19 protein-coding genes and 2 pseudogenes are annotated in these 21,052 nt (G+C 64.1%); 2 read left to right on the forward strand and 19 right to left on the reverse strand.

The window, feature by feature from the left end:
• Positions 1-690: 690 nt before the first annotated feature.
• A complete protein-coding gene (locus D6C00_RS07045; RefSeq protein ID WP_125181075.1) occupies positions 691-1,887 on the forward strand; it encodes an NnrS family protein in 1,197 nt (398 codons plus the stop codon).
• 262 nt (positions 1,888-2,149) lie between these two features.
• On the opposite strand, the gene D6C00_RS07050 is transcribed toward D6C00_RS07045, so the two are convergent.
• The 8 genes and pseudogenes from D6C00_RS07050 to D6C00_RS07085 all read right to left on the reverse strand — a co-directional run bounded on the left by D6C00_RS07050 (position 2,150) and on the right by D6C00_RS07085 (position 9,347).
• A complete protein-coding gene (locus D6C00_RS07050) occupies positions 2,150-3,985 on the reverse strand; it encodes a nitric oxide reductase activation protein NorD (RefSeq protein WP_125181076.1) in 1,836 nt (611 codons plus the stop codon).
• 167 nt (positions 3,986-4,152) lie between these two features.
• Entirely contained in the window at positions 4,153-5,175 is a 1,023-nt protein-coding gene (locus D6C00_RS07055) for a 4Fe-4S binding protein (protein WP_125181077.1), read from the reverse strand.
• A gap of 49 nt (positions 5,176-5,224) precedes the next feature.
• Entirely contained in the window at positions 5,225-5,605 is a 381-nt protein-coding gene (locus D6C00_RS07060; protein WP_125181078.1) for a hypothetical protein, read from the reverse strand.
• Positions 5,606-5,676: 71 nt separating this feature from the next.
• Entirely contained in the window at positions 5,677-6,495 is an 819-nt protein-coding gene (locus tag D6C00_RS07065; protein WP_125181079.1) for a CbbQ/NirQ/NorQ/GpvN family protein, read from the reverse strand.
• A 39-nt stretch (positions 6,496-6,534) separates the two neighbouring features.
• Positions 6,535-6,798: a cytochrome C oxidase subunit IV family protein gene (locus D6C00_RS07070; RefSeq protein ID WP_206609526.1), complete on the reverse strand. Its 264-nt coding sequence runs from the start codon at positions 6,796-6,798 to the stop codon at positions 6,535-6,537.
• 12 nt (positions 6,799-6,810) lie between these two features.
• Entirely contained in the window at positions 6,811-7,461 is a 651-nt protein-coding gene (locus D6C00_RS07075; RefSeq protein ID WP_241546814.1) for a cytochrome c oxidase subunit 3 family protein, read from the reverse strand.
• Between the two features lie 13 nt (positions 7,462-7,474).
• Positions 7,475-8,890 carry a cbb3-type cytochrome c oxidase subunit I gene (locus D6C00_RS07080; RefSeq protein ID WP_125182401.1) on the reverse strand — a complete coding sequence of 472 codons (1,416 nt, stop codon included), beginning with the start codon at positions 8,888-8,890 and terminating at the stop codon, positions 7,475-7,477.
• Positions 8,891-8,914: 24 nt separating this feature from the next.
• Positions 8,915-9,347 (reverse strand): annotated as a pseudogene (locus tag D6C00_RS07085) (c-type cytochrome).
• Positions 9,348-9,457: 110 nt separating this feature from the next.
• Here D6C00_RS07085 and D6C00_RS07090 point away from each other — a divergent pair.
• On the forward strand, positions 9,458-10,138 hold the full coding sequence (locus D6C00_RS07090; protein ID WP_241546815.1) for a Crp/Fnr family transcriptional regulator: 681 nt from the start codon (positions 9,458-9,460) through the stop codon (positions 10,136-10,138).
• A 7-nt stretch (positions 10,139-10,145) separates the two neighbouring features.
• Here D6C00_RS07090 and D6C00_RS07095 read toward each other — a convergent pair whose 3' ends face one another.
• The 11 genes and pseudogenes from D6C00_RS07095 to D6C00_RS07145 form a co-directional block, all read right to left on the reverse strand.
• Positions 10,146-11,474: an ATP-grasp domain-containing protein gene (locus tag D6C00_RS07095; protein ID WP_125181082.1), complete on the reverse strand. Its 1,329-nt coding sequence runs from the start codon at positions 11,472-11,474 to the stop codon at positions 10,146-10,148.
• A 137-nt stretch (positions 11,475-11,611) separates the two neighbouring features.
• Positions 11,612-13,186 (reverse strand): cytochrome D1 domain-containing protein, encoded by a 1,575-nt coding sequence (locus tag D6C00_RS07100; protein WP_399361216.1) that lies wholly within the window; start codon positions 13,184-13,186, stop codon positions 11,612-11,614.
• Positions 13,187-13,350: 164 nt separating this feature from the next.
• Entirely contained in the window at positions 13,351-14,610 is a 1,260-nt protein-coding gene (nirJ, locus tag D6C00_RS07105) for a heme d1 biosynthesis radical SAM protein NirJ (protein WP_125181084.1), read from the reverse strand.
• Between the two features lies 1 nt (position 14,611).
• Complete coding sequence (gene ahbB, locus D6C00_RS07110; protein WP_241546817.1) at positions 14,612-15,127, reverse strand: siroheme decarboxylase subunit beta; 516 nt, start codon at positions 15,125-15,127, stop codon at positions 14,612-14,614.
• A gap of 22 nt (positions 15,128-15,149) precedes the next feature.
• Positions 15,150-15,614 (reverse strand): Lrp/AsnC family transcriptional regulator, encoded by a 465-nt coding sequence (locus D6C00_RS07115; RefSeq protein ID WP_125181086.1) that lies wholly within the window; start codon positions 15,612-15,614, stop codon positions 15,150-15,152.
• Entirely contained in the window at positions 15,611-16,135 is a 525-nt protein-coding gene (gene ahbB / locus D6C00_RS07120; protein WP_206609528.1) for a siroheme decarboxylase subunit beta, read from the reverse strand. The genes D6C00_RS07115 and ahbB (D6C00_RS07120) overlap by 4 nt, the downstream gene beginning before the upstream one ends.
• Positions 16,132-16,620 (reverse strand): Lrp/AsnC family transcriptional regulator, encoded by a 489-nt coding sequence (locus D6C00_RS07125; RefSeq protein ID WP_125181087.1) that lies wholly within the window; start codon positions 16,618-16,620, stop codon positions 16,132-16,134. The genes ahbB (D6C00_RS07120) and D6C00_RS07125 overlap by 4 nt, the downstream gene beginning before the upstream one ends.
• Before the next feature lie 8 nt (positions 16,621-16,628).
• Entirely contained in the window at positions 16,629-17,918 is a 1,290-nt protein-coding gene (locus tag D6C00_RS07130; RefSeq protein WP_125181088.1) for a cytochrome D1 domain-containing protein, read from the reverse strand.
• Positions 17,919-17,983: 65 nt separating this feature from the next.
• Positions 17,984-18,268, reverse strand: a complete 285-nt coding sequence (locus tag D6C00_RS07135) for a c-type cytochrome (protein WP_305000415.1) — start codon at positions 18,266-18,268, stop codon at positions 17,984-17,986.
• Between the two features lie 115 nt (positions 18,269-18,383).
• Complete coding sequence (cobA, locus tag D6C00_RS07140; protein ID WP_125181090.1) at positions 18,384-19,184, reverse strand: uroporphyrinogen-III C-methyltransferase; 801 nt, start codon at positions 19,182-19,184, stop codon at positions 18,384-18,386.
• A 57-nt stretch (positions 19,185-19,241) separates the two neighbouring features.
• Positions 19,242-20,810: pseudogene (locus tag D6C00_RS07145) on the reverse strand (cytochrome D1 domain-containing protein); the annotation flags it as partial.
• Positions 20,811-21,052: the final 242 nt, after the last annotated feature.

The following is a 21,052-nucleotide window of genomic DNA, read 5'->3' on the forward strand; positions in this document are numbered from 1 at the left end:
TGCACATGGAAAGTACGACTTCCATCCACTCATGCGAACAACTGACCTACGAATACTGCCGCTGCGGTTTGCATGGACAGCCTCTCCGGCTTTCGCAAGCAGCTGTTAAACGCAGTCACCTTGTCCACACCACCACTGCAATGCCTGTGCCGCCGTCGGTATCCGCCTGAATAACAGGAGATTTCATGTCCCAGCGTGCTTCCTGCTCATCGCCACACTGCTCTCCCTCCCCTGATACTGATGCCATTCGGAGACATATAAATGGTCGCCCCCTCCTAACTGCCTGATCGACATCCCTTAAGGGATGTCATTCCCTGACGACGCAAAAAACCAACCCCTCGGGATAAAATCCGAATGCGCTATGGTGTTGGCAGGAATCCGCTGCGCCGGCGGGCTTGACCAAAGTCAATGCCAGGCGCCCCGGCCGGGGGCATGCTGTTGCGCGTCCAGAGGCATATCGTGCCATGGTCACCTCGCTATGGTGTCGTCACGACACCTTGATGCCGGCGCACCTGTCGGTATCGGCAATCGTGCCGGGGGCGGGATCTCCCCATCCCGCCCCTTCTTTTCTTTTTGCTATGCCCGCATCCCGCAGCAAACGGACTGCCGGCCTTGACCCATATCAAGGTCGGGCCCAGACTCGATACCGCAGGATGGCACTCAGGTATTACCGGCAGCAAGGACACACCCATGGCATTGACGCAGACCCGCGGCCCCAGCGCGGATACCGGCCAGCCGGCACTGGCCCCCTTTGCGCTGGGCTTCCGGCCCTTCTTTCTCGGGGCCGGGCTGGCCGCACTGGCACTGATGGCGATCTGGCTCGGCGTCTGGACCGGCGCACTGACGCCTGCACCCTATTTCGATGTTATAAACTGGCACGCCCACGAAATGCTGTTCGGCTATACCGCCGCCGTGATCGCCGGTTTCCTGCTGACCGCGGTGCGCAACTGGAGCGGCGTGGATACCCTGAACGGCGCGCCCCTGGCCGCACTGGTCGGGCTGTGGCTGCTGGCACGGGTCCTGTTCTTCGTCCCCGTCCTGCCCGGCTGGGTGCTGGCCCTGGTCGACCTGGCCTTTCTGCCGGCACTGGCGCTGAGCCTGGTCCGTCCCATCCTGGCCGGTTCCAACAAGGCCAATCGGGTATTGCTGCTGTTGCTCGGTGTGATGTTCGTCGCCAATGCCCTGATGCACCTCCAGGCCCTGGGGCTGAGCGCCGGCACCGCCCGGTCGGGCATGCTGCTGATGCTGGACACCGTGCTGCTGCTGATCCTGATGATCTCCGGCCGGGTACTGCCCTTTTTCACCGAGGCGGTACTGGCCTGCAGCCAGTGCCGGCGCAGCCGCGTCATCGAACTGGCGACCTTTCTCACCCTGCTCGGGATGCTGGCCGCCGACGTGGCCGGCTGGTCCCAGACCGCGGGGGTGATGGCACTGGCGGCCGCCCTGGTGCAGGCCGTGCGGGTCGCCGGCTGGATCAAACCGGGGATCGGTTCGCTGCCCATCCTGCTGGTGCTGTACGTGGCCTATGCCTGGGTCGTCGGCGGACTGCTGCTCAAGGGCCTGGCCGGCTTCGGACTGCTGGCACCCAATCTGGCCCTGCATGCGCTGACCATCGGCGTGATCGGCGGCTTCACCCTGGGCATGATGGCGCGCGTCGCCCTGGGCCACACCGGACGCATGATGCAGTCGTCGCGGCTGACCAACCTGGGCTTCGTCCTGCTCAACCTCGGCGCCCTGGTGCGGGTGTTCCCGCCGCTGGTGCTGCCCGGACACTACACGCTGTGGGTGATGCTGTCCGGACTGCTCTGGATCGGCGCCTTCGCCGCCTTCGTGTGGGTCTATGCGCCGGTGCTGGTGCGCGCGCGGGCAGACGGCAAGCCGGGGTGATCAGGGGCGTCAAGAGCGCCACGGAATACACGGAAAGCACGGAAATAAAACCGACTGTGCAAAGCGCAGCTCGTAGGCCGGAATAAGGGACGTCAGGCCCGTTTCCGACACCGCATCGAAACACCGGGAGCGCCATGCTTATCCCGTCCTGCATCCTTTGTGTCGGGTTACGCCCTGCCGGGCTAACCCGACCTACACCAGTGCAATTGGATTTATTTGCGTGTATTCGCGTTCATTCGCGGCTTGCGGCATGCTTCTCTGATCAGGCCGCGGTCAGGCGGGAATAGAGCACGGGCAGGGTGCGCGGCAGCTGTGACGGCCGGTGGATGACGGCATAGCCGCGCCGTCCGAACAGGTAGGGCAGGTAGTCGTTGCCCTTGGCGTCGATGGTCACGCAGAAGGGCTGCAGCCCCTGCGCCCGGGCCTCGATGATGGCCTGGCGCGTATCCTCGATACCATAGCGGCCCTCGTAGCGGTCCAGGTCGTTGGGCTTGCCGTCGGTCAGCAGGAGCAGCAGTTTGGTCTCGGTGGCCTGACGCGCCAGCTCCCGGGTGGCATAACGGATGGCCGCGCCCATGCGGGTATAGTAACCGGGCTTGATCGCCTGGATCCGGGCCCGGGTACGACCGTCATAGCGGCTCCCGAAATCCTTGAGCTGGTGCACCCGCACCGGATCGCGTTTGCGCGAGGAGAAGCCGTACAGGGCGAAAGGGTCGCCGACCGAGTTCAGGGTCTCGGCGAACAGGAACAGGGCGTCGCGGATCACGTCGATCACCCGCATGTCGTTGTCGATCCAGGTGTCGGTGGACAGCGACAAATCCGCCATCAGCAGGCAGGACAGGTCCCGGCGGTTCTGGCGCAGGTCCCGGAACAGGCCATCGGCATGGGCCTGGATGCCGGCCTGGCGGTCACCGGCATAGCGCAGATAGGCATCGAGATCGATCTCGGATCCGTCGGGCTGGGCCCGCAGCCACTGACGTCCCGGCGTGAGCAGGGAAAACTGGTTGCGCAGCCGCCGCGCGGTGCGGCGCAGGTGCTCGGGCAGTTCCACCGGCGCCACGTCGACCGCGCCCAGCGTGCTTATGCGGCAGTGGTCGGGCACCAGCACGCCTTTGCGATGATCCCACTCCGGCAGCAGCAGGCCGTCTGTCAGTACAGTATCGTCATTGGCCTCGGCAGGCAGATCGAGATCGAACTTCAGCCGCCCCTTGGCCGGCTTGTCGTCACGGGTCACGGACAGGGTGTCCATGTCGCGGGCGGCATCGGCGGCCTGGTCCAGGTCTTCCTCGTCATCGGTGCTGCGGTCGACCTTGACGTATTCGCTCCAGCTGAAGATGTTCTCCATGCGGATGGTGACCAGGCCGCGGTCCTCCTGCGGTTTGTTCACCCGCTCGGCCCGGCGCCGGCCCTCGTTCTCCAGCTCCTTCTGGCCGCCCTCGTGGGCATTGTTGCCCTCGCCCGGGTCGGCGGCGGTTGCGGCTGCGAACACCGGCGGAGAGGGATGCAGCCACAGGGGCACCGGCCAGGGTTCACGGCGGGCGTCGGGAAAGGCCTCGACCGAGCCCGGCTCGCGCAGGGCCTGCCGCAGCAGACGTTCCTGCTCCGCCTCGATCACAGGCAGTCGCCCGGGGTCAGGCCGTTGCGCCAGGTGGGCCTCAAGCAGACGCTGGTAGCGCGGACGCAGACCCGGAAAACGCTCCAGGGCCACCCGGCACAGCCGCTGGTTGCGCAGCACCCAGTGACTGGCGAGGTCATGCGGAGCGGCCGCCAACGCGGCCAGCCAGAAATAGAGATCCCGGTTCAACCCGGGATCGGCAAACCAGTCGATGGCCGGCGGCAGGCGCAGGGCCTGCTCGTCGCGCCAGGCCAGGCGCACCTTGCGCTGGCTGCCCGCCACCCGCTGCAGCAGGCTGCGCCGGCCGCGGTAATCGGTGGCCTCGGCCGGCTGCACCTGCAGTCCGCCGTCACCGCCCAGAGCGCGGAAGAAAACACCGATGGGCGTGGCCACCTCCTCCAGCGCCACCGCGGCCTGCGGGTGGCGCTGCTGGGCGGCCCGGGTGATCAGCCGGTGCCAGAGCTGGCCGACATGTTCTTCCATTGCCTTGCTCCGATGGGCGGATGATTACAGTGTCTGCTGGATCGACTGCCGGCGCCTTGATGCGTCTCAAATGCGAAAACACTCAAAACCGCAAAGGCGAAGAAGGCGCGCGAAGGCGATATGTAGGTCGGGTAGCACGTCAGGGCGTAACCCGACCTCCGATTCATTTAGCCCCCACAGGCCCCGGAACCACAGCAGCAGGAATCGGCCTCCACCCGGTCGGGCGGCGGCATCTGTCCGGGTGCAGGCCGTGTCTTCACCGGTCTGCCCGTGACCACCGGCAGGGCCGCCTCGTCGCTCACCCATTGCAGCAGCGAGGGCTGCCCCTTGGGGGCCTGCACCTGGGTGCAGGCGGAGATGCATTCGGCGCACTGGGTGCAGGTGAACATCTTGCGCTTGATCGTGCGCGGATTCAGCCGCATGGGGCAGGCGTTGTCGCAGGCGTTGTTGCAGTCCTGGCAGCTCTTCGCCCGGCGGGTGTCGAAGCCGACCACCATCGCCCGGTTGTTACCCATCCAGGCCAGGCTCTGGAACAGGCCCACGGCACAGCCGAAGCGGCAGAACAGGTGGCGGGCAAAGATGAATTCGATGCTCAGCACGATCGTCGCTGCGGTCAGGAAGATGAACTGGTTGCGGGTCAGTTCCGCGTGCAGCAGGTTGTGATAGATCTCCTGCGGCGGCAGCAGGTAGGTCAGCAGGGTCAGGGCCCAGATGAAGGCGAAGGCCACGGCCGTGATCAGGGTCGGCGGCCAGTAACGGCTGTTCGGGCTGATGCGGGTGCCGTTGGGCAGCCACTCCGGCAGTTTGCGCTTCTCGTACAGGTTGGGCCTGCCGCTGGCGCGGCGCATCAGGCCGTTGACCAGCTCCACCACCGAGTAGTGCGGACACAACCAGCCGCAGTACAGCCGGCCCCAGCGCCAGGCGATCCAGATGAACAGAGCCGCACCGCCGAACAGCGGCACAAAGCCGCGCAGGATCAGATTGAGCGCGGCCTGGCCGGGGCCGATCAGTCCCTCGCGGAATTCATCGATGCCCAGGGTCCAGGGCTGGCCGAACAGGATGAAATGGCCCAGGGTCAGGTCGAAACGGAAGATATCCAGCGGCGGTGCCAGGATGAACAGCACGAAGAAGCCGACCTGGGTCAGGGCCCGGCGACGCTGGTAGTTCGTTCTGGACAGTAACGGTTTCATTTCCGAATCAACAAAACTCCATCACAAATGATCTCAACCTACTCACCTGTCATCGGAACGGCCAGCCCACCACGGGATAGCGCCATGCTTTCCCGGACAGGGCCCGCGCCAGGCCCAGCACACCCAGCAGCACCAGGGTGGCGTGCATGCAGACCAGGTAGATGATGCCCACCACCCAGGTGATCATGCCCTCGATATCCCCGATCAGCACAATGGCGCCGCCGACCCCGATCAGCAGCACCCCGGCCCAGCAGCTGGCGGCAAAGGCCTGTTCCAGGTGATTGCGGGCCAGCTCCCCGGCCCGCTCGCGGCGCAGGAACAGCAGCGCCAGTATCAGGAAGGCCAGCCCCGGCACCAGCAGCAGGTTCACCAGGTACAGGGCCTCGGCGGCGATGGCCAGGCGCTGTCCGGTCTGTGTAGATGCCGTCATAGGTGTTGTCAGTCAGGAGTCAGGAGTGAGTAGAAACCACTATACCCCGCCACTCCTCACTCCTCACCCCCTCACTCCCCCGGCAGACTCGCGTCCACCACCTCCATCAGGGCAGTGATGGTATCCTCGTCGTCGCTCAGGGGTTCAACCAGGGCGGCACGGCAGGCCTCACGTACATCGAAGCCGCCCTGCATCAGGGTGGCGGCATAGACCAGCAGCCGGGTGGACGCTGCCTCTTCCAGATCGTGGTCCTTGAGCGCGCGCAGGGCGCCGGCCAGGCGCACCAGCAGGCCGGCGCGCCTGCTGTCGATGCCGGTCTCGCCCTGGATCACCGCCTGTTCCTGTTCCGGGGCCGGAAAGTCGAAGCTGGCGGCCACGAATCGCTGGCGGGTACTGGGCTTCATGCCCTTCAACAGATTCTGGTAGCCCGGGTTGTAGGACACCACCAGCATGAAGCCCGGCGGTGCCTGCAGGGTCTCGCCGGTACGCTCGATGGGCAGGATGCGGCGGTCGTCGGTCAGCGGGTGCAGCACCACGGTGGTGTCCTTGCGTGCCTCGACCACCTCGTCGAGGTAGCAGATCGCACCCTCGCGGACGGCGCGGGTCAGGGGGCCGTCGCACCAGTAGGTACCGGCATCGCCGATCAGGTGCCGGCCAACCAGGTCGGCAGCGGTCAGATCGTCATGACAGGCCACGGTGTAGACCGGACGGCCCAGGCGCGCGGCCATGTACTGGACGAAGCGGGTCTTGCCGCAGCCGGTCGGCCCCTTGATCAGCATGGGCAGCCGGTGGCGGTGGGCGTGTTCGAACAGGGCCACTTCATTGCCCTGCGGCAGATAGAAGGGCAGGCCGTCCTCGGTGGATATCCGTGCTGCAACTTGTGTGTCCATCGGGTTTACCTCGGCTTGTGTCTTATCGTGTATTTGATATCAGCGAGCCGCCAGCAGGAAGGCCAGCGCAATCAGCCCGCCCGGGAGCAGCAGCCACAGGGCGATCACCCAGCGCCAGGGGCCGCGCACCCGGCGCAGTCCCATGAACCAGTCGCCGACCAGGTGCCCCTTGAACAGGGCCACGCCCAGCAGGCCCAGCGACACCGCCGGACCGTTCAACCCCTCCTGGCCGACACCCCAGGTCAGCAGGGTCAGGGCCACCAGCAGCAACCAGACCAGGGTTTCGGGACGAATCGCGGTCATTTCTTGCTCCATTCACATCACATAGACCAGCGGGAACAGGATCAGCCAGACCAGGTCCACCATGTGCCAGTAGGAGGCCCCGGTCTCCACGCCGGTGTGCACCTCGCGGCTGTAATGGCCCTGTGCGGCCTTCACCGCCACCGCGGCCAGGATCACCATACCCATGACCACGTGCATGAAGTGAAAGAAGGTCAGGGACAGATAGAAGGTGTAGAAGGTGTTGGTCGACAGACTGACACCCTCACCGAACAGGTGGGCGTATTCGAGCGATTTCACGCCCAGGAAGACCCCGCCCAGCAGCAGGGCACCGGCCAGCCAGCGGATGCAGCCGCCGGCATCGTCCGCACGGATCCGGCCCACGGCCCGCACCACAAAATAACTGCTGGTGATCAACGCCAGGGTGTTGATCAGCGCCAGGTTCGTGTCCAGGGTCTGCTGGTAGGTGACGAACAGTTCCAGCTCCCCCATCCGGGCAAAGGCATAGGCGGCGAAGAAGATCGCGAACACCGCCAGCTCGGCCAGGATGAAGATCCAGATCGCCAGATCGCCCGGCGGCCAGGCCACGCGTTCCTGCGCGGCCCCGGCGGCACTTCCCTGTGCCCTGCGCTCCGGGAGAGGAAAACTGTCCGGCCTCCCGGTCATGGCTTCCGCCACAGCGTGCATGCGCCGTCCCCCCTCACGCCTCGGCCGGGCTGACGGCCGGCAGCGGCTTGGCGCTGGCCTCGGGCTGACGCTGGCCGACGAAGAAGCTGATCACATACAGCACCAGGCCGATCAGGAATATCACCCCGGCCACTTCACGCATCCAGTAGAAGAGTTCGATCTTCTCCTGCACCACCATGAAGGGCTGCGGATCATCGCTGTAGCGCTGCAACCAGACCTGCAGGATGCCGGCACCGGTCAGGAACAGGGTGATGAACACCATGGACACGGTCATCAGCCAGAAGGACCACATCTCCACCACCTGCGAGCGGTTGCTGTTGGCGGCCTCACGCCCGCGCAGCATGGGCATGGCGTAGGAGATGATGGTGAGCACGATCATCACATAGGCCCCGTAGAAGGCCATGTGGCCGTGCGCCGCGGTGATCTGGGAGCCGTGGGTGTAGTAGTTCACCGGCGCCAGGGTATGCAGGAAGCCCCACACGCCCGCGCCGAGGAAGGCCATCACACCCGTGCCCAGCGCCCACAGCATGGCTGCCTTGTTGGGATGGTTGCGGCGGCGGCGGTTGACCATGTTGAAGGCGAACACCGTCATCATGAAGAAGGGCAGCGGCTCGAGCGCCGAGAAGATCGATCCCCACCATTGCCAGTACTCGGGCGTGCCGATCCAGAAGTAGTGATGGCCGGTACCGATGATGCCGGTGATCAGCGCCATGGCGATGATGACATAGAGCCATTTCTCGATCACCTCGCGGTCCACGCCGGTGAGCTTGATCAGCACAAAGGCCAGGATCGCGCCCATGATCAGCTCCCATACGCCTTCCACCCACAGGTGCACCACCCACCACCAGTAGAACTTGTCCTTGACCAGGTTCTCCGGGTTGTAGAAAGCGAACAGGAACAGTACCGCCAGGCCCACCAGGCCGATCAGCAGCACCAGACTGACCACCGTCTTGCGTCCCTTCAGAATGGTCATGCCGACGTTGTAGAGAAAGGCCAGGGCGACGACCACTATACCGACCTTGGTGATGGTGGGCTGTTCCAGGAATTCCCGGCCCATGGTTGGCCATAAATGGTTACCGGTCAGCTCCGCCAGCCGGGCATAGGGCACCAGCAGGTAGCCCAGCACGGTGAGCGCCCCTGCGATCAGGAAGATCCAGAACATGAGTATCGCCAGCCCCGGACTGTGCAACTCGGTCTCGGCCTCTTCAGGGACCAGGTAGTAGGCCGCGCCCATGAAGCCGAACAGCAGCCAGACGATCAGAAGATTGGTGTGGACCATTCGGGCCACGTTGAACGGGATCTCGGGAAACAGGAAGTCCCCCATCACGTACTGCAGGCCCAGGATCAGGCCGAACAGGATCTGCCCGATGAACAGAGCGATGGCCGCGATGAAGTAGGGTTTGGCGACGGCTTGAGATTTGTATTGCAGCATGACTCGGCTCTCCTGACCTGATTAACCTTGGATATTCGGGGGCCAATTGGCGGTATTGATTTCGGAGGTGTATTTGAGGAATTCAGCCAGCGCGTCCATCCTCCTCGCTGAGGTTGAACTGGGGCATGCTGCGCCGCCCTGGAATTCCCTCCACCGGCCGGCTGGCGATGAAGGCCTTGATGGCCTCCTTGCTCTCGCCGAAGCGCTTGTACACATTGCCGAGCTCGGGCGCATAATAGGCCCCCTCGCCCAGCAGCGTATGGCAGCCCAGGCAGTTGTTTTCCTCCCAGACCGCTTTACCATGGGCCACCTTCTCGGTAAGGTTTGCACGGTTGTCCCGCTCAGGCAGGACCTTGATGGTATCGAAGGTCAGTGCCAAAAACAGCAGGATGAAGAACACGCTGCCACCATAGAAGATGTTGCGTGCCATTGCCTTGGTGAAGACTTGCGACATGGGCGGGGCCTCCTGATTGATCCGATCCTAGATAAAATTAGACGAAATAACCCAGTACGCCACCTTGATATTCATCAAGCGGCATCCCGGGATCCGCCAAGGAGCCGAATTTGAGTGATGAACTGAAACACCACCTGCAGCAGCATCTGCTGTTCGCCCGCCTGACACCGGCCCAGCTGGACCGGGCTGCCCAGCGAGCGCGGCTGCTCAAACTGGACGAGGGCCAGCCGCTGTTCGCTCAGGGCGACCCGGCCGACCGCTTTTTTTATGTGGTTTCCGGCCAGATCAAGCTCTCGCGGCTCTCGCCCGAGGGCAATGAGAAGGTCATCGATATCGTCAGCGCCGGCAACACCTTCGCCGAGGCGCTGATGTTCCTGGAGGGGCCGGCCTACCCGGTCAACGCCACCGCCCTGGTGCCGTCCGAGCTGGTCTCCATCGACTCGCGCGATTTCGCCGCCATGCTGCGCGACTCCATCGACACCTGCTTCCTGCTCATGGGGGATATGAGTCAGCGCCTGCGCGGCCTGATCGCCGAGATCGACAACCTCAGCCTGCAGAGCGGAACCTGCCGGGTGGCCAGCTACCTGCTGAAGATGGCCCCGGAGGACGAAGACCAGTTCCGCCTGGACATCCCCAAGGGGGTGATGGCCTCGCGGCTGTCGGTCAAGCCCGAAACCTTCTCGCGCATCCTGCGCAACCTGCAGGACAGCGGAATACTCAGCATCAAAGGGGCCCAGGTGACCATCCACGACCGGGATGCGCTGGAGGACCGGGCCGAGGGGCTGACCTGATCGGAGCTCAGCGCACGGCAATCCCCGGCACTTCCGGCGACTCGGCCTCCACCGCGTCGACCGGCGCGAATTCGAAGTTCAGCGCCTCCAGGATCCGGTTGTATTTCTCCAGCAACGCCTTCTGGTTCTCCGCCCCGGCATGGATATGGGCGATATCGTAGCTGTAGCTGTCCTGTTCGATCAGGTCCGACAGTCGCATGCCCGGTTTTATCCTGATTTCGATCAGGGTCCCCGGGAACTGCCGCTCTATCGCCTCGACCTCCCGGCGATCCGGCACATGGGTGGCGATGCCGTCCTCGAACACCCGTACATGGAACTTGGCGGCGCACCCGTACTTTCCCTGCCGCAGGGGGAAGTCGGGCTCCCGGCCCAGCGCCAACTCGACCATGATCTGGAAATTCGAGGCACCGTCCACCTTTTCAAACATATCGCTGTGTGACTGGGACAGTCGCGGATTGATCTCCAGCAATCCGATCCTTCCGCTGTTCGGCTGATAGAAATACTCGACATTGTAGGTGGCATTGTCATAGCCCAGATGCCGCATCAGCCTGCCGGTCGCCTCACCAAGCCTGTCCTTGACCCGCTTCGGCAGAGAGGAGGGATATTGATAACGCAGGAAGGAGGAGCGCTTCGGGTAGTTGATGGAATCGACAATCCCGTGATGCCAGGGCCTGCCGTGGCAGACATAACCCTCCACGGTGCATTGCCGACCCGGGATCAACGCCTCGACAATGCAGTGATGCCCCCTGACCCGGGAGATCTCCTCCGGCAGCTGCGCGTGGGACAGGATGTGATCGAACGGCTCGGCGATGCGGCGGATCCCGGCCCGGATTGCGCCGATCGCTTCCCGCAGATCCTGCCGGTTCCTAACCTTGAAGGCCAATAGCGAATCCGTGCCCTTGATCGGCTTGATCCAGAAGGGATAGGGCAGTTCAATATTGTTTACCTCGGCGTCATCGAAAGGATCCACCTCGGTGAAAGGCGGTGTGAACTCGGGGATGACCTTGCGCTGCTCGATCCGGCTCCAGTACTTGTGCTCGCAGCGCAGCACGCTTTCCAGCGAGGGCGAAGGCAGATTGCGGCGGTGGCAGAGGATGGGGACCATGACGGTCACTGGAAAGTCCCAGTAACCGACAATGGCGTCGATCGAACCCTCGAAGGCATTCAGACGCCGTTCGGCCAGGGCCAGGCATTCCTCGACCGGGTAATAACCGCCTCCCTTGACCTCATCGAATGACAGCAGCTCATGAATCCTGTGTTCGGTGCCGATATTCAGATTCCGCATCTTGCGCATGTTGAACGCGTCGGCACCGACGACGAAAATATTCTCGGGCATACAGCCTCCTGTGCCACTGCCCCGAATATAGTTCCGGTCGGCGGGATGTCGAGGAGTGGAGAAGGGGCCGAAGCGTCAACGCCCTGTCACGGATTCTGTTTTCCCCGGCCCTGGCACCTGAACCTGACACCTGGAATTCAATGACTCGTCCCCGCCGAACGGGTGATCTTGTTGTGGACGTTGTACTTGCCCGAGGGCTTGACCATGGGCAGGCGCCTGACCTCCTCCAGGGTTTCCGCGTCATAGACGATCACCGCCCCCTCGTTGTCCCAGATGCTGAGCAGGGCGTGCTCACCATTGCGATCGAATTCGATGTGGGCAGCGGTCTTGCCGGGCTCGGGCCGCAGGGTACGGACGATCTCCAGGCTGCGCTTGTCGATGATATGGACCTTGTCGCGGTTCGGGCCGAAGAAGACATCCACCCAGGCATAGGGCGTGTTCTCGTGGCTGCGCATGAAAAAGCCGGGGCCTTCGGTTTTGATCCGTTTGATGGTCTTCCAGTTCTCCATATCAATAATGCTGACCTCGCCTTTCTTGAGATGCGGCGTGGCCAGCACGGTACGACCCTGGTATTCCCAGGTAATGCCTGACCCCAGATGCGGCAGACCGTCCAGTTCCAGCTCGGCGATCTTTCTGCCCACATCGAGATGGACCACCTGGCCGTTGCTGGCGTTGCGAGCCGCGCCGATCAGATGGGTATAACTCTGATCGAAGAAGAAGTCGTCGAGGTAGTCGTCCAGCTTGATCCGACGCACCGGGAAGGGGCCGCGGTCGATCACACCCTCCTCCATGCGGTAGTCGTGCATCAGACCCTTGTATACCGGCAGCGGATTGTCGGCATAGCGGATCTCCCAGACCTCGGGGATATCCTTGAGTGCGGCGATGAAGCTCTGGCGCGGCGGAGCGTCATAGACCGCACTCACGCGCGAGCCGTTGCCGTGATCATCCGCCACCTCGAAGATCCGCAGCAGCCGCAGATCCCGTGCGTCCAGCAGCACCAGGCTGTTGGGCAGATAATTGGCCACCATTACATAACGGCCATCGGCCGAGACCGCCAGGTTGCGAGTATTGATGCCGGCGCGCACCTCGGCCACGTACTGCAGACTGTACATGTCGAACTTGGCGATCCAGCCGTTGCGCGAGGCGAAATAGACAAAGCGACCGTCCGGTGAGTACTTGGGCCCGCCATGCAGGGCATAGCGGGTAGGCACGCGCTTCAGCACCTCGAAGCTGTCGCCGTCGAGGATGCTGGCATGATGATCACCCAACTCCACCACCACGAACATGTTGAGCGGATCGGCCTCATGGACCGGCGCGACCGGGAGGGAGTCCCGTGGGACCAGCAACCTGTGCGTGGTCTCGATGGCCGACTCACTCCAGGCCGGCATGGTCGCCGGCGGCGTGAAGATGTAATCGACCAGGGCCTGGATCTCGGTCGTCGACAACTTGTCGCCATAAGCCGGCATCTGCGTAGCCGGCCGCCCTTCTGCAATCACCCCCACCGCCTGCTCCGGTTCGAGCCGCCGCATCACAGCAGGCAGCAGCGCCGGCCCCATGCCGCCGAGGCGGTTGTCCCCGTGGCATTCGGCGCAGTGCTGGCGGTACAGTTCCGGCACGGTGATCTCTTCGGCGTACGCCTGGGGAATGAAGCTGGATAGCAAGAGGATACTGCTGAGGATTCCAGCCACGGATGAACACGGATGAACACGGATATGAAAGATAATGAGCCAGAGTGCAGGCCGGAACAGGCGCTGCAAGGCCTGTTTCCGGCCCCGACCGGTCATACCGGGAACGCTACGCCTATTCCAGCCTGCTTTGATCATTCGTTGCATTTATGCGTGTTTATCCGAGGCTTCAATACCACCACACTCAAACCTCAAACCGGCTCGACCGGGATGAACACCTTTCCCTTTCTGTATTCCTTGGCGATCCCCGCGTCTCTGCGCCTCTGCGTTGAACGCTTATAGGGCGTCACCGCCAATCGCTCGCCGGCATCCGCCACCCCGATCTCGCCGTCGTCCAGATAGCAGGCCGGGTCCTCGGCCCAGGGGTTGCCGGTGAGCTGCCAGGCACGCACCCGGGTGTTGCCGCCGCAGATGCCGCGGTAGCGGCACTCGGCACAGCGACCTTCCAGCGGGCGCTGCGCCTGCTTCAGGCCGGCCATCAGGGGGTCGGAGGTGTCCTCCCAGATCCTGGAGAAGGGTCGCTGCCTGACGTTACCCAGGGGATAGTCCCACCAGAAGGTATCCGGGTGCACCTCGCCCAGGTTGTCGATGTTGGCGATCCAGCGCCCGGAGGCATTGCCGCCCCAGTCGCGCAGCAACTGCTCCATGTAGCCGGCCTGCTCCGGGAAGCGGCGCTGCACCCAGCGCAGCAGCCAGGCCCCGTCTGCATCATTGTTACCGGTGACGAACTCACGCGGCTGACCCGCCTCGATGTAGTCCCAGCAGGTGTCGAACAGATAGTCCATGGCCTCACGGGTCATGCGATGGTGGGCGTCGTCCTTGCGGTTGCGGTTGCCGCGCCCGCCGTAGTTGAGGTGCGAGAGATAGAACTTCTCCACTCCCTCGGTTTCCATCAGCCGGACCACCTCGGGCAGCTGGTGGGCATTGTCGCGGGTGAGCGTCATGCGCATGCCGACCTTGATGCCGGCCTCGCGGCACAGACGGATACCGCGCAGGGCCTCGGCGAAGGCGCCCTGTTTGCGCCGGAAATAGTCGTGGGTCTCGCCGATGCCGTCCAGACTGATGCCGACATAGTCGTAGCCGACTTCTCTGATCGGTTCGATCATGCTCTCATCGATCAGGGTACCGTTGGTGGACAGCCCCACGTAGAAGCCCATGGCCTTGGCGCGTTTGGAGATATCGAAGATATCCGGCCGCAGCAGCGGCTCGCCGCCGGACAGGATCAGTACCGGCACGCCGTAGGCCCGCAGGTCGTCCATCACGTCATAGACCTGCCGGGTATCCAGCTCGCCGGGGAAATCGGTATCGGCGGAAATGGAATAACAGTGCTTGCAGGCCAGATTGCAGCGCCGGATCAGATTCCAGATCACCACGGGTCCGGAGGGCTTGCCGGCCGGGCGGAAGGGTTTGGGGTCTTTCAGGGCCTGCAGATAGCGTGTTATCCGGAACATTTCATTCACCTTTTGGGTTCGGCGGGGTTGACACAGAGTGCGCAGAGGCGCGGAAGCCGGTCTTCTTCAGCACCTCGGTGCTGAACAGGACGTCATAACTGCGCACCCGCTCACCCAGCATTCCGGCGATCTGCGCCACCTGCTCGTGCACGGCATCGCGGTTGCGGCCGTGGACCATGGCGAACAGGTTGTAGGGCCAGTCGGGCAATGCGCGTGGACGGATGTAGCAGTGACTGACAAAGTCTAGGGCACCGACCTCGCGGCCTACCTCGCGCACCAGCGCATCGGGGATATCCCATACCGACATGCCGTTGCCGCGGAAGCCCAGGCGGTAATGGTTGGGCACGGCGGCGATACGGCGCACCACACCGCGCGCCTGCATGGCGCGGAAGGTTGCCATCACCTCATCGGCGGTCACGCCCAGCTGGTCGGCCAGCGCATGATAGGGATGCGGCACCAGCGGCAGGCCGGCCTGGGTCAGTTCGATCAGGCGGCGCTCCAGATCGCCGTTATTCAAGGAGGTTGCCTTTGCCAGTGCTTCAGACATCGAATTTCAGCCTCAGGTAGAACTCTTCCTGCTTGGGGAAGTTGTAGACCTCAAGGCCCGTCGCCGCCTTGATGCGGCTCAATACAGAGGCGATATCGGTGGCCTCCGCCACCGCGACCACGAACCACATGTTGAAGGCGTGATCGCGCCGGTAATTGTGCGCCACCTCCGGGAAGACATTGACGATGCCGGCGACCTCGTCGAAGCGGGCGTCCGGTACCTGCAGGGCGGCCAGGGTAAAGGCGCCACCCATGCGCTCGACGTTGTACATGGGTCCGATGCGGCTCAGGTAACCGGCAGTCTTCAGCGCCTGGAGCCGGCGAAGCAGGGTCGTCTCGTCGGTGCCGAGCTCACCGGCCAGCTCGGCGTAAGGGGCCTCGCACACCGGGATGCCGTCCTGCAGCCGGTTGATGATGGCCCGATCCAGCAGGCTCAGTTCCTGCAGCGCCGCGTTCATGCCGGCACCCCGGCACGCTCGGAGACCGGCTCGCAATACCGGGCCCCGCACTGCTTGAAGCGGCGGCGGCTGAACAGGATCTCATGCGGGATGTCGTGCAGGCCGCATTCCCCGATCACCTGGGCCAGCTTGCCGCACACGGCCCCGCGCGACTGACCGTGAATCATGGTAAACAGGTTGTAGGGCCAGTGCGGCAGCCGCCGCGGCCGGCGGTAGCACAGGGTGATGAAGGGATAGCGGGCCAGACAGTTGCCCAGCCCGGCGACATCGGTCTCGGGCACGTCCCACACCACCATGGCGTTGGCACGGTAGCCCAGCTCGCGGTGGCGCACCACCACGCCGAAGCGCTTGATGGCGCCGGCGAGACGCAGCTTGCCCATTCGCTGCATGACCTCTTCCTCGGTCATGCCGATGCGCCGGCCGAGCTCGGCAAAGGGCCTTGGGACCAGCGGCAGGCCCTGCTGGATCAGGGCCACCAGGGCGCGATCCTTGCCATCAAGTCTGAGCGGATGCATTTTCATTGCCGCCTCCCCCGCTGATCGAAGTTCAGGTCGAAGCCCAGGTCGATGAAGTAATCCTCCAGCATGGGCAGGTCCAGCACCGGGCAGCCGCTCCAGGCCTCGATCTGGTCGAGCACGGCGTCCAGCTCGTCGCGGTCGGCGGCCGTGACCACGAACCAGAGATTGAATTCATGCTCGCGTTCATAGTTGTGATTGACCTGCGGCAGGTCATTGAGATAGGCGGCCACCTGTTCAAGCTGCGGGGCCGGCACGGCCATGGCGGCCAGGGTGCTCACGCCGATGCTGTTGGGCCGGAACACCGGCCCGACCCGGCTGATCGCGCCGCGCGCCTGGAGCCCGGCCAGGGTCTCCAGCACCGTCTGCTCGTCCACGCCCAGACGCGCGGCCATGTCGGCGTAGGGCGTGGGCGACAGGGGCAGGTCCCGCTGGAAGTCGTTCAGCAGGCGCCGCTCCAGCTCACTGTATTCTGCGTTGGCTTCTCTCATGTCACACCTCACAGACCGATCCTGTGCGCGCGGTCGGTAAAGAAGATACCGCTGGGTTTTTCCGCCTCCAGCCGGGCGCGCTCCTCACGGCTGGCCGTGTCGTAGATCACCAGGGCGTCGGCGTCGCGCACCGACACCCAGACCTCGCCGCCGCGCGGGGTGAACTCCATGTGCAGCACACCCGGACCCGGCTGCAGGGTGTCGATGATTTCGCGCTCACGGGTGTCGATGACCTGGATGCGGTCATTGTCGGGATAGGCGAAGTTGACCCATACCTCGCGGCCGTCGGGGCGGGCCATGACGAACACCGGCTGGCCGTGCACCGGGATGGTGCCGACCTGCTCCCAGGTATTCATGTTCACGACCAGCACCGCATGGCGCCCGACCGCGGGCACGAAGGCCAGATTGCCGGCCACCGCCCAGCCTTCCAGATGCGGCATCTTGTAGACCGGCAACTTCTCTTCGCCTTTGCCGTAATCGGGCAGGATACGGCGCACGCCGGCCTCCAGATCCCACAGATCCAGCAGCGCCATGCCGTCCTCGCCGAACAGGCCGGCGATGTACCAGCGTCCGTCGGGGGTGAGCAGGGCGTCGTAGGGCAGGCGGCCGATGCCGGTGAATTTATGGATGACGGGATTGGCGGGGTCGGCGAATTCCACCACCCAGGTCTGGCCGGCCTCGTACAGGCTGAACACGAAGCGCTGTCCGGGGGCGTCGACCAGGCCGATGACCTTGGAACGCTGGCCATCACCGTACTCGGCCGGGATGTCGGCCACCAGTTCCAGGGTACGGGCGTCGAAGATACGCACGCCGCCCGGCTCGTAGTTGGACACCGCCACCCAGCGCCCGTCCTGGGAGATGGCCCCGCCGATGGCGTTGCCGGCCTGCACCGTGCGGCCGACGATCTCGTTCCTGAGCATGTCCACCCGGGTCAGGCCGCCGTCGCGGCCGAAGACGTAGGCGTAGCGGGCATCGCGCGAGAACACCACCGAGGCGTGCGACAGATCGCCCAGCCCGGTGATGCGGGCGAGCTTCTCATGCTCGGTGGTGTCCACCACCAGCACCGAACCGGTGGCGCGCTCGATCACCAGGCCCAGGTCGCCGGTGCCGCGCAGCTGGGGGGTCGCGCAGCCGCTGATGACGAGAACCAGGCCCAGCAGAACGAACCACAGGGTCCCGTCATACCGGCGCAGGCCGGCATCCAGGTTCGCGACCCTGCCAGGCAGTCTGGATTCCGGCCTGCGCCGGAATGACGGAATCCGGGAACCGGCTTCGGGCCGTTTACCTGTATTCTCCATATCCATTCAGTCATCTCGCATTATTTATTTCTTTGTGTGTTTTACGTCTTTCCTGTTGAGTCTGATCAAAAGCCTGATCGCAGCCCCTCCACCAGCCAGCGCACTTCGTCTTCGGTGAGGATGCCGCGCCAGGGCGGCATGGGGGTGCCGGGGCGGCCGTCGAGGATGGTGTTCACATACATCTCCTCCGGCAGCCGCTGCATGGCCTGCTGGGTGAGCGCCGGACCCAGACCGCCCTTGAGGGTCAGCCCGTGGCAGGAGCCGCAGTCCTGTTCCAGCAGGTGACGCAGCTCGCCCTGGCGCGCGGCCGACGGCTCGGCCTGGACACCGGCGGCCAGGGCAGACAGCATGAATACCCCCAGCAGTCCTCCGCGCCGGTTCCTTCCCTCATACCGACGCAGGGCGGTATTCATCCGGCCGGCGGTGCTGGATGCCGGCCTGCGCCGGCATGACGGGTCAATTTGTCTAAGCGCTCGCATAGCGGTTGAGCCTGTCGTCGGACGCCATGTCGGCCGGCCGGGTACCGAACCAGTCCAGGGTGTCGGCCAGGGCCACTACCGCACCGATGACGATCAGCGCCGGCGAGGCCAGGCCGGCCAGGCGGACGTCATCCGGCAGATGAGCCAGATCCGACAGCACCCGCTGCTGACGCGAAGTGGTGCCGTGCTGGATCACGGCCGCGGGCGTGGCGGCATCGAGCCCGGCCGCTACCAGGTGATCACGGATGGCCTCCAGCCGACCCAGGCCCATGTAGAACACCAGAGTGGTCTGCGGGTCGGCCAGTTTGTCCCAGTCCCAGTCCAGCGCCTCGCCCTCCCGGAAGTGGCCGGTCACGAAGCGCACGCCGCGGGCCAGGCCACGATGAGTGAGCGGGATGCCGGCATAGGCGGCGACGGCGGTGGCCGCGGTCACGCCCGGCACCACCTCGAAACCGATGCCATGCGAGAGCAGATACAGCGCCTCCTCGCTACCGCGGCCGAACACGTAAGGGTCGCCGCCCTTGAGCCGCACCACGCAACGCCCGGGGGCGGCCAGTTCGACCAGGATGCGGTTGATATCCTCCTGCGGCAGGGTGTGTTTGCCCGGCGCCTTGCCGACACAGACGCGGGTCGCGCCCTCGGGCACCAGATTGAGAATCTCCTTTGAAACCAGCCGGTCGTAGACCAGCACGTCGGCCGCCTGCAGCAGCCGCAGGGCCTTGACCGTGAGCAGATCCGGGTCGCCGGGACCCGCACCCACCAGATAAACCTTTGCCTCGCCTTTCATTGTTGTCCTCCGCGGCGGGAGAAGGCGGGCGGCCGCGGCCGCCCGCCCGGTCTGCCTCTAGTACACGTCGTGCATGGTGTTGTAGACGTTGAACTTACCGGTCGGCGTGACCAGCCGCTCGTCCTTGATGACATGCTTGAGCTTGCGGGTCTTGTCATCGACGATCACGAGGGCCGAGGTCTGATCCTTGCCGTTCCAGACCGAGAACCAGACTTCGTCGCCGGCATGGTTGTACTCCGGCTGCACCACCCGCTTCGGCCCTTCGCCCAGCTCGGCCCAGTCGGCGATCGGCAGCACCTCATAGCCACCATGCAGGTTGTTGATGTCGTAGACCGCCACCGACTGGCTGATCTTCTCGTCCGGGTTCAGCGCCGTGTCCACATACAGATTGTCGGACTTGGGATGGGTCTTGATGAACAGCGAGCCGCCGCCCTGTCCCTTGAGGCTGTCGACCACCTTCCAGGCATTGTCCTCATGCTCCTCGGGATCGGTCCCGATCAGCGCGATGGAGTCGTCGCCCAGGTGACTGGTCGCCCACACCGGTCCGTGATCGGGGTGCTCGAAGTTGGCGCCACGCCCGGGATGCGGAATACTGCCGACATCGACCAGCGCCTCCAGCTCACGTTCCTTGGAATCGACCACAGCGATCTGATCCGACTTATTGGCCGCCGACATGAAGTAGCGCATGCTGGAATCCCAGCCGCCGTCATGCAGGAAGCGGGCAGCGTCGATGCTCGTGATCGACATGTTGTCCAGGTCCTCGTAGTTGGCCAGCAGGATCTTGCCGGTCTCCTTGACGTTGATGATGAATTCCGGATGCGCATGCGAGGCCACGATGGCGGCAACACGCGGTTCAGGATGATATTCCTGGGTATCCACGGTCATGCCGCGGGTGGAGACGATCTTCTTCGGCTCCAGGGTATCGCCGTCCATGATCACGAACTGCGGCGGCCAGTAGGTGCCGGCCACGGCATACTTGTCCTCCCAGCCCTTGTACTTGGAGGTCTCCACCGAGCGCGCCTCCATGCCGACCTTGATCTCGGCCACGTTGGCCGGGGTCTTCATCCACAGGTCGATCAGGTTGATCCTGGCATCCCTTCCGATAACAAAAAGATAGCGCCCCGACGCCGACAGGCGTGAGATGTGCACGGCATAGCCGGTATCTATCACGGCCGCGATCTCCTTGCTGTCGCCATCGATCAGCGCCACCTGGCCGGCGTCACGCAGGGTGACCGAGAACAGATTCTTCAGATTGATATTGTTCATCTGTTTTGTCGGGCGTTTCTCCGGCGGCACCATAACCTTCCAGGTTGCCTTCATGTCCTCGAGGCTGTACTCGGGCGGGACCGGCGGATCGTGCTGCAGGAAGCGCGCCATGAGATCGACCTCTTCCGGCGTCAGATCGCCCGAGGTCCCCCAGTTGGGCATGCCGGCCGGCGAGCCGTAATCGATGAAGGCCTTCAGATACGCAGTACCCTTGTCCTGGGTGATCTCCGGGGTGAGCGGCTTGCCGGTCGCGCCCTTGCGCAGCACGCCGTGGCAGCCTGCACAGCGTTCGAAATAGATCTGCTTGGCGTGCTTGAATTCCTCTTCGCTCAGCGCCGGTGCCCCGGGGGTGACCACCTGCCTGGCGTCACCGCCTTCGTGTGGGGCACCCTGATAGCGCATCTCGCCTTCGGTGGTATCCGGATGTTCGGTCTGGGCATTGACCGCACTCAGCGGAATGCCCGCCAGGGTCAGACTGATTACAGCAGACAGCAGCCCGACCCGATGATTGATTGCCTGTTTCATAACACTACCTCTCTCTCCTAGCCGACGGGTTAATAACTTGCTTCCATGACACATTTCTAGGTTTATAGAGGGGTTTG

This window comes from Thiohalobacter thiocyanaticus (genome assembly GCF_003932505.1).
In the GTDB taxonomy this organism is placed as follows: domain Bacteria; phylum Pseudomonadota; class Gammaproteobacteria; order Thiohalobacterales; family Thiohalobacteraceae; genus Thiohalobacter; species Thiohalobacter thiocyanaticus.

Coding starts and splice junctions, on each gene's coding strand:
- D6C00_RS07045 (WP_125181075.1), top strand. CDS start 691: ATGGCATTGACGCAGACCCGCGGCCCCAGCGCGGATACCGGCCAGCCG.
- D6C00_RS07050 (WP_125181076.1), bottom strand. CDS start 3,985: ATGGAAGAACATGTCGGCCAGCTCTGGCACCGGCTGATCACCCGGGCC.
- D6C00_RS07055 (WP_125181077.1), bottom strand. CDS start 5,175: ATGAAACCGTTACTGTCCAGAACGAACTACCAGCGTCGCCGGGCCCTG.
- D6C00_RS07060 (WP_125181078.1), bottom strand. CDS start 5,605: ATGACGGCATCTACACAGACCGGACAGCGCCTGGCCATCGCCGCCGAG.
- D6C00_RS07065 (WP_125181079.1), bottom strand. CDS start 6,495: ATGGACACACAAGTTGCAGCACGGATATCCACCGAGGACGGCCTGCCC.
- D6C00_RS07070 (WP_206609526.1), bottom strand. CDS start 6,798: ATGACCGCGATTCGTCCCGAAACCCTGGTCTGGTTGCTGCTGGTGGCC.
- D6C00_RS07075 (WP_241546814.1), bottom strand. CDS start 7,461: ATGCACGCTGTGGCGGAAGCCATGACCGGGAGGCCGGACAGTTTTCCT.
- D6C00_RS07095 (WP_125181082.1), bottom strand. CDS start 11,474: ATGCCCGAGAATATTTTCGTCGTCGGTGCCGACGCGTTCAACATGCGC.
- nirJ (WP_125181084.1), bottom strand. CDS start 14,610: ATGTTCCGGATAACACGCTATCTGCAGGCCCTGAAAGACCCCAAACCC.
- D6C00_RS07115 (WP_125181086.1), bottom strand. CDS start 15,614: ATGAACGCGGCGCTGCAGGAACTGAGCCTGCTGGATCGGGCCATCATC.
- ahbB (WP_206609528.1), bottom strand. CDS start 16,135: ATGAAAATGCATCCGCTCAGACTTGATGGCAAGGATCGCGCCCTGGTG.
- D6C00_RS07125 (WP_125181087.1), bottom strand. CDS start 16,620: ATGAGAGAAGCCAACGCAGAATACAGTGAGCTGGAGCGGCGCCTGCTG.
- D6C00_RS07130 (WP_125181088.1), bottom strand. CDS start 17,918: ATGGAGAATACAGGTAAACGGCCCGAAGCCGGTTCCCGGATTCCGTCA.
- D6C00_RS07135 (WP_305000415.1), bottom strand. CDS start 18,268: ATGCTGTCTGCCCTGGCCGCCGGTGTCCAGGCCGAGCCGTCGGCCGCG.
- cobA (WP_125181090.1), bottom strand. CDS start 19,184: ATGAAAGGCGAGGCAAAGGTTTATCTGGTGGGTGCGGGTCCCGGCGAC.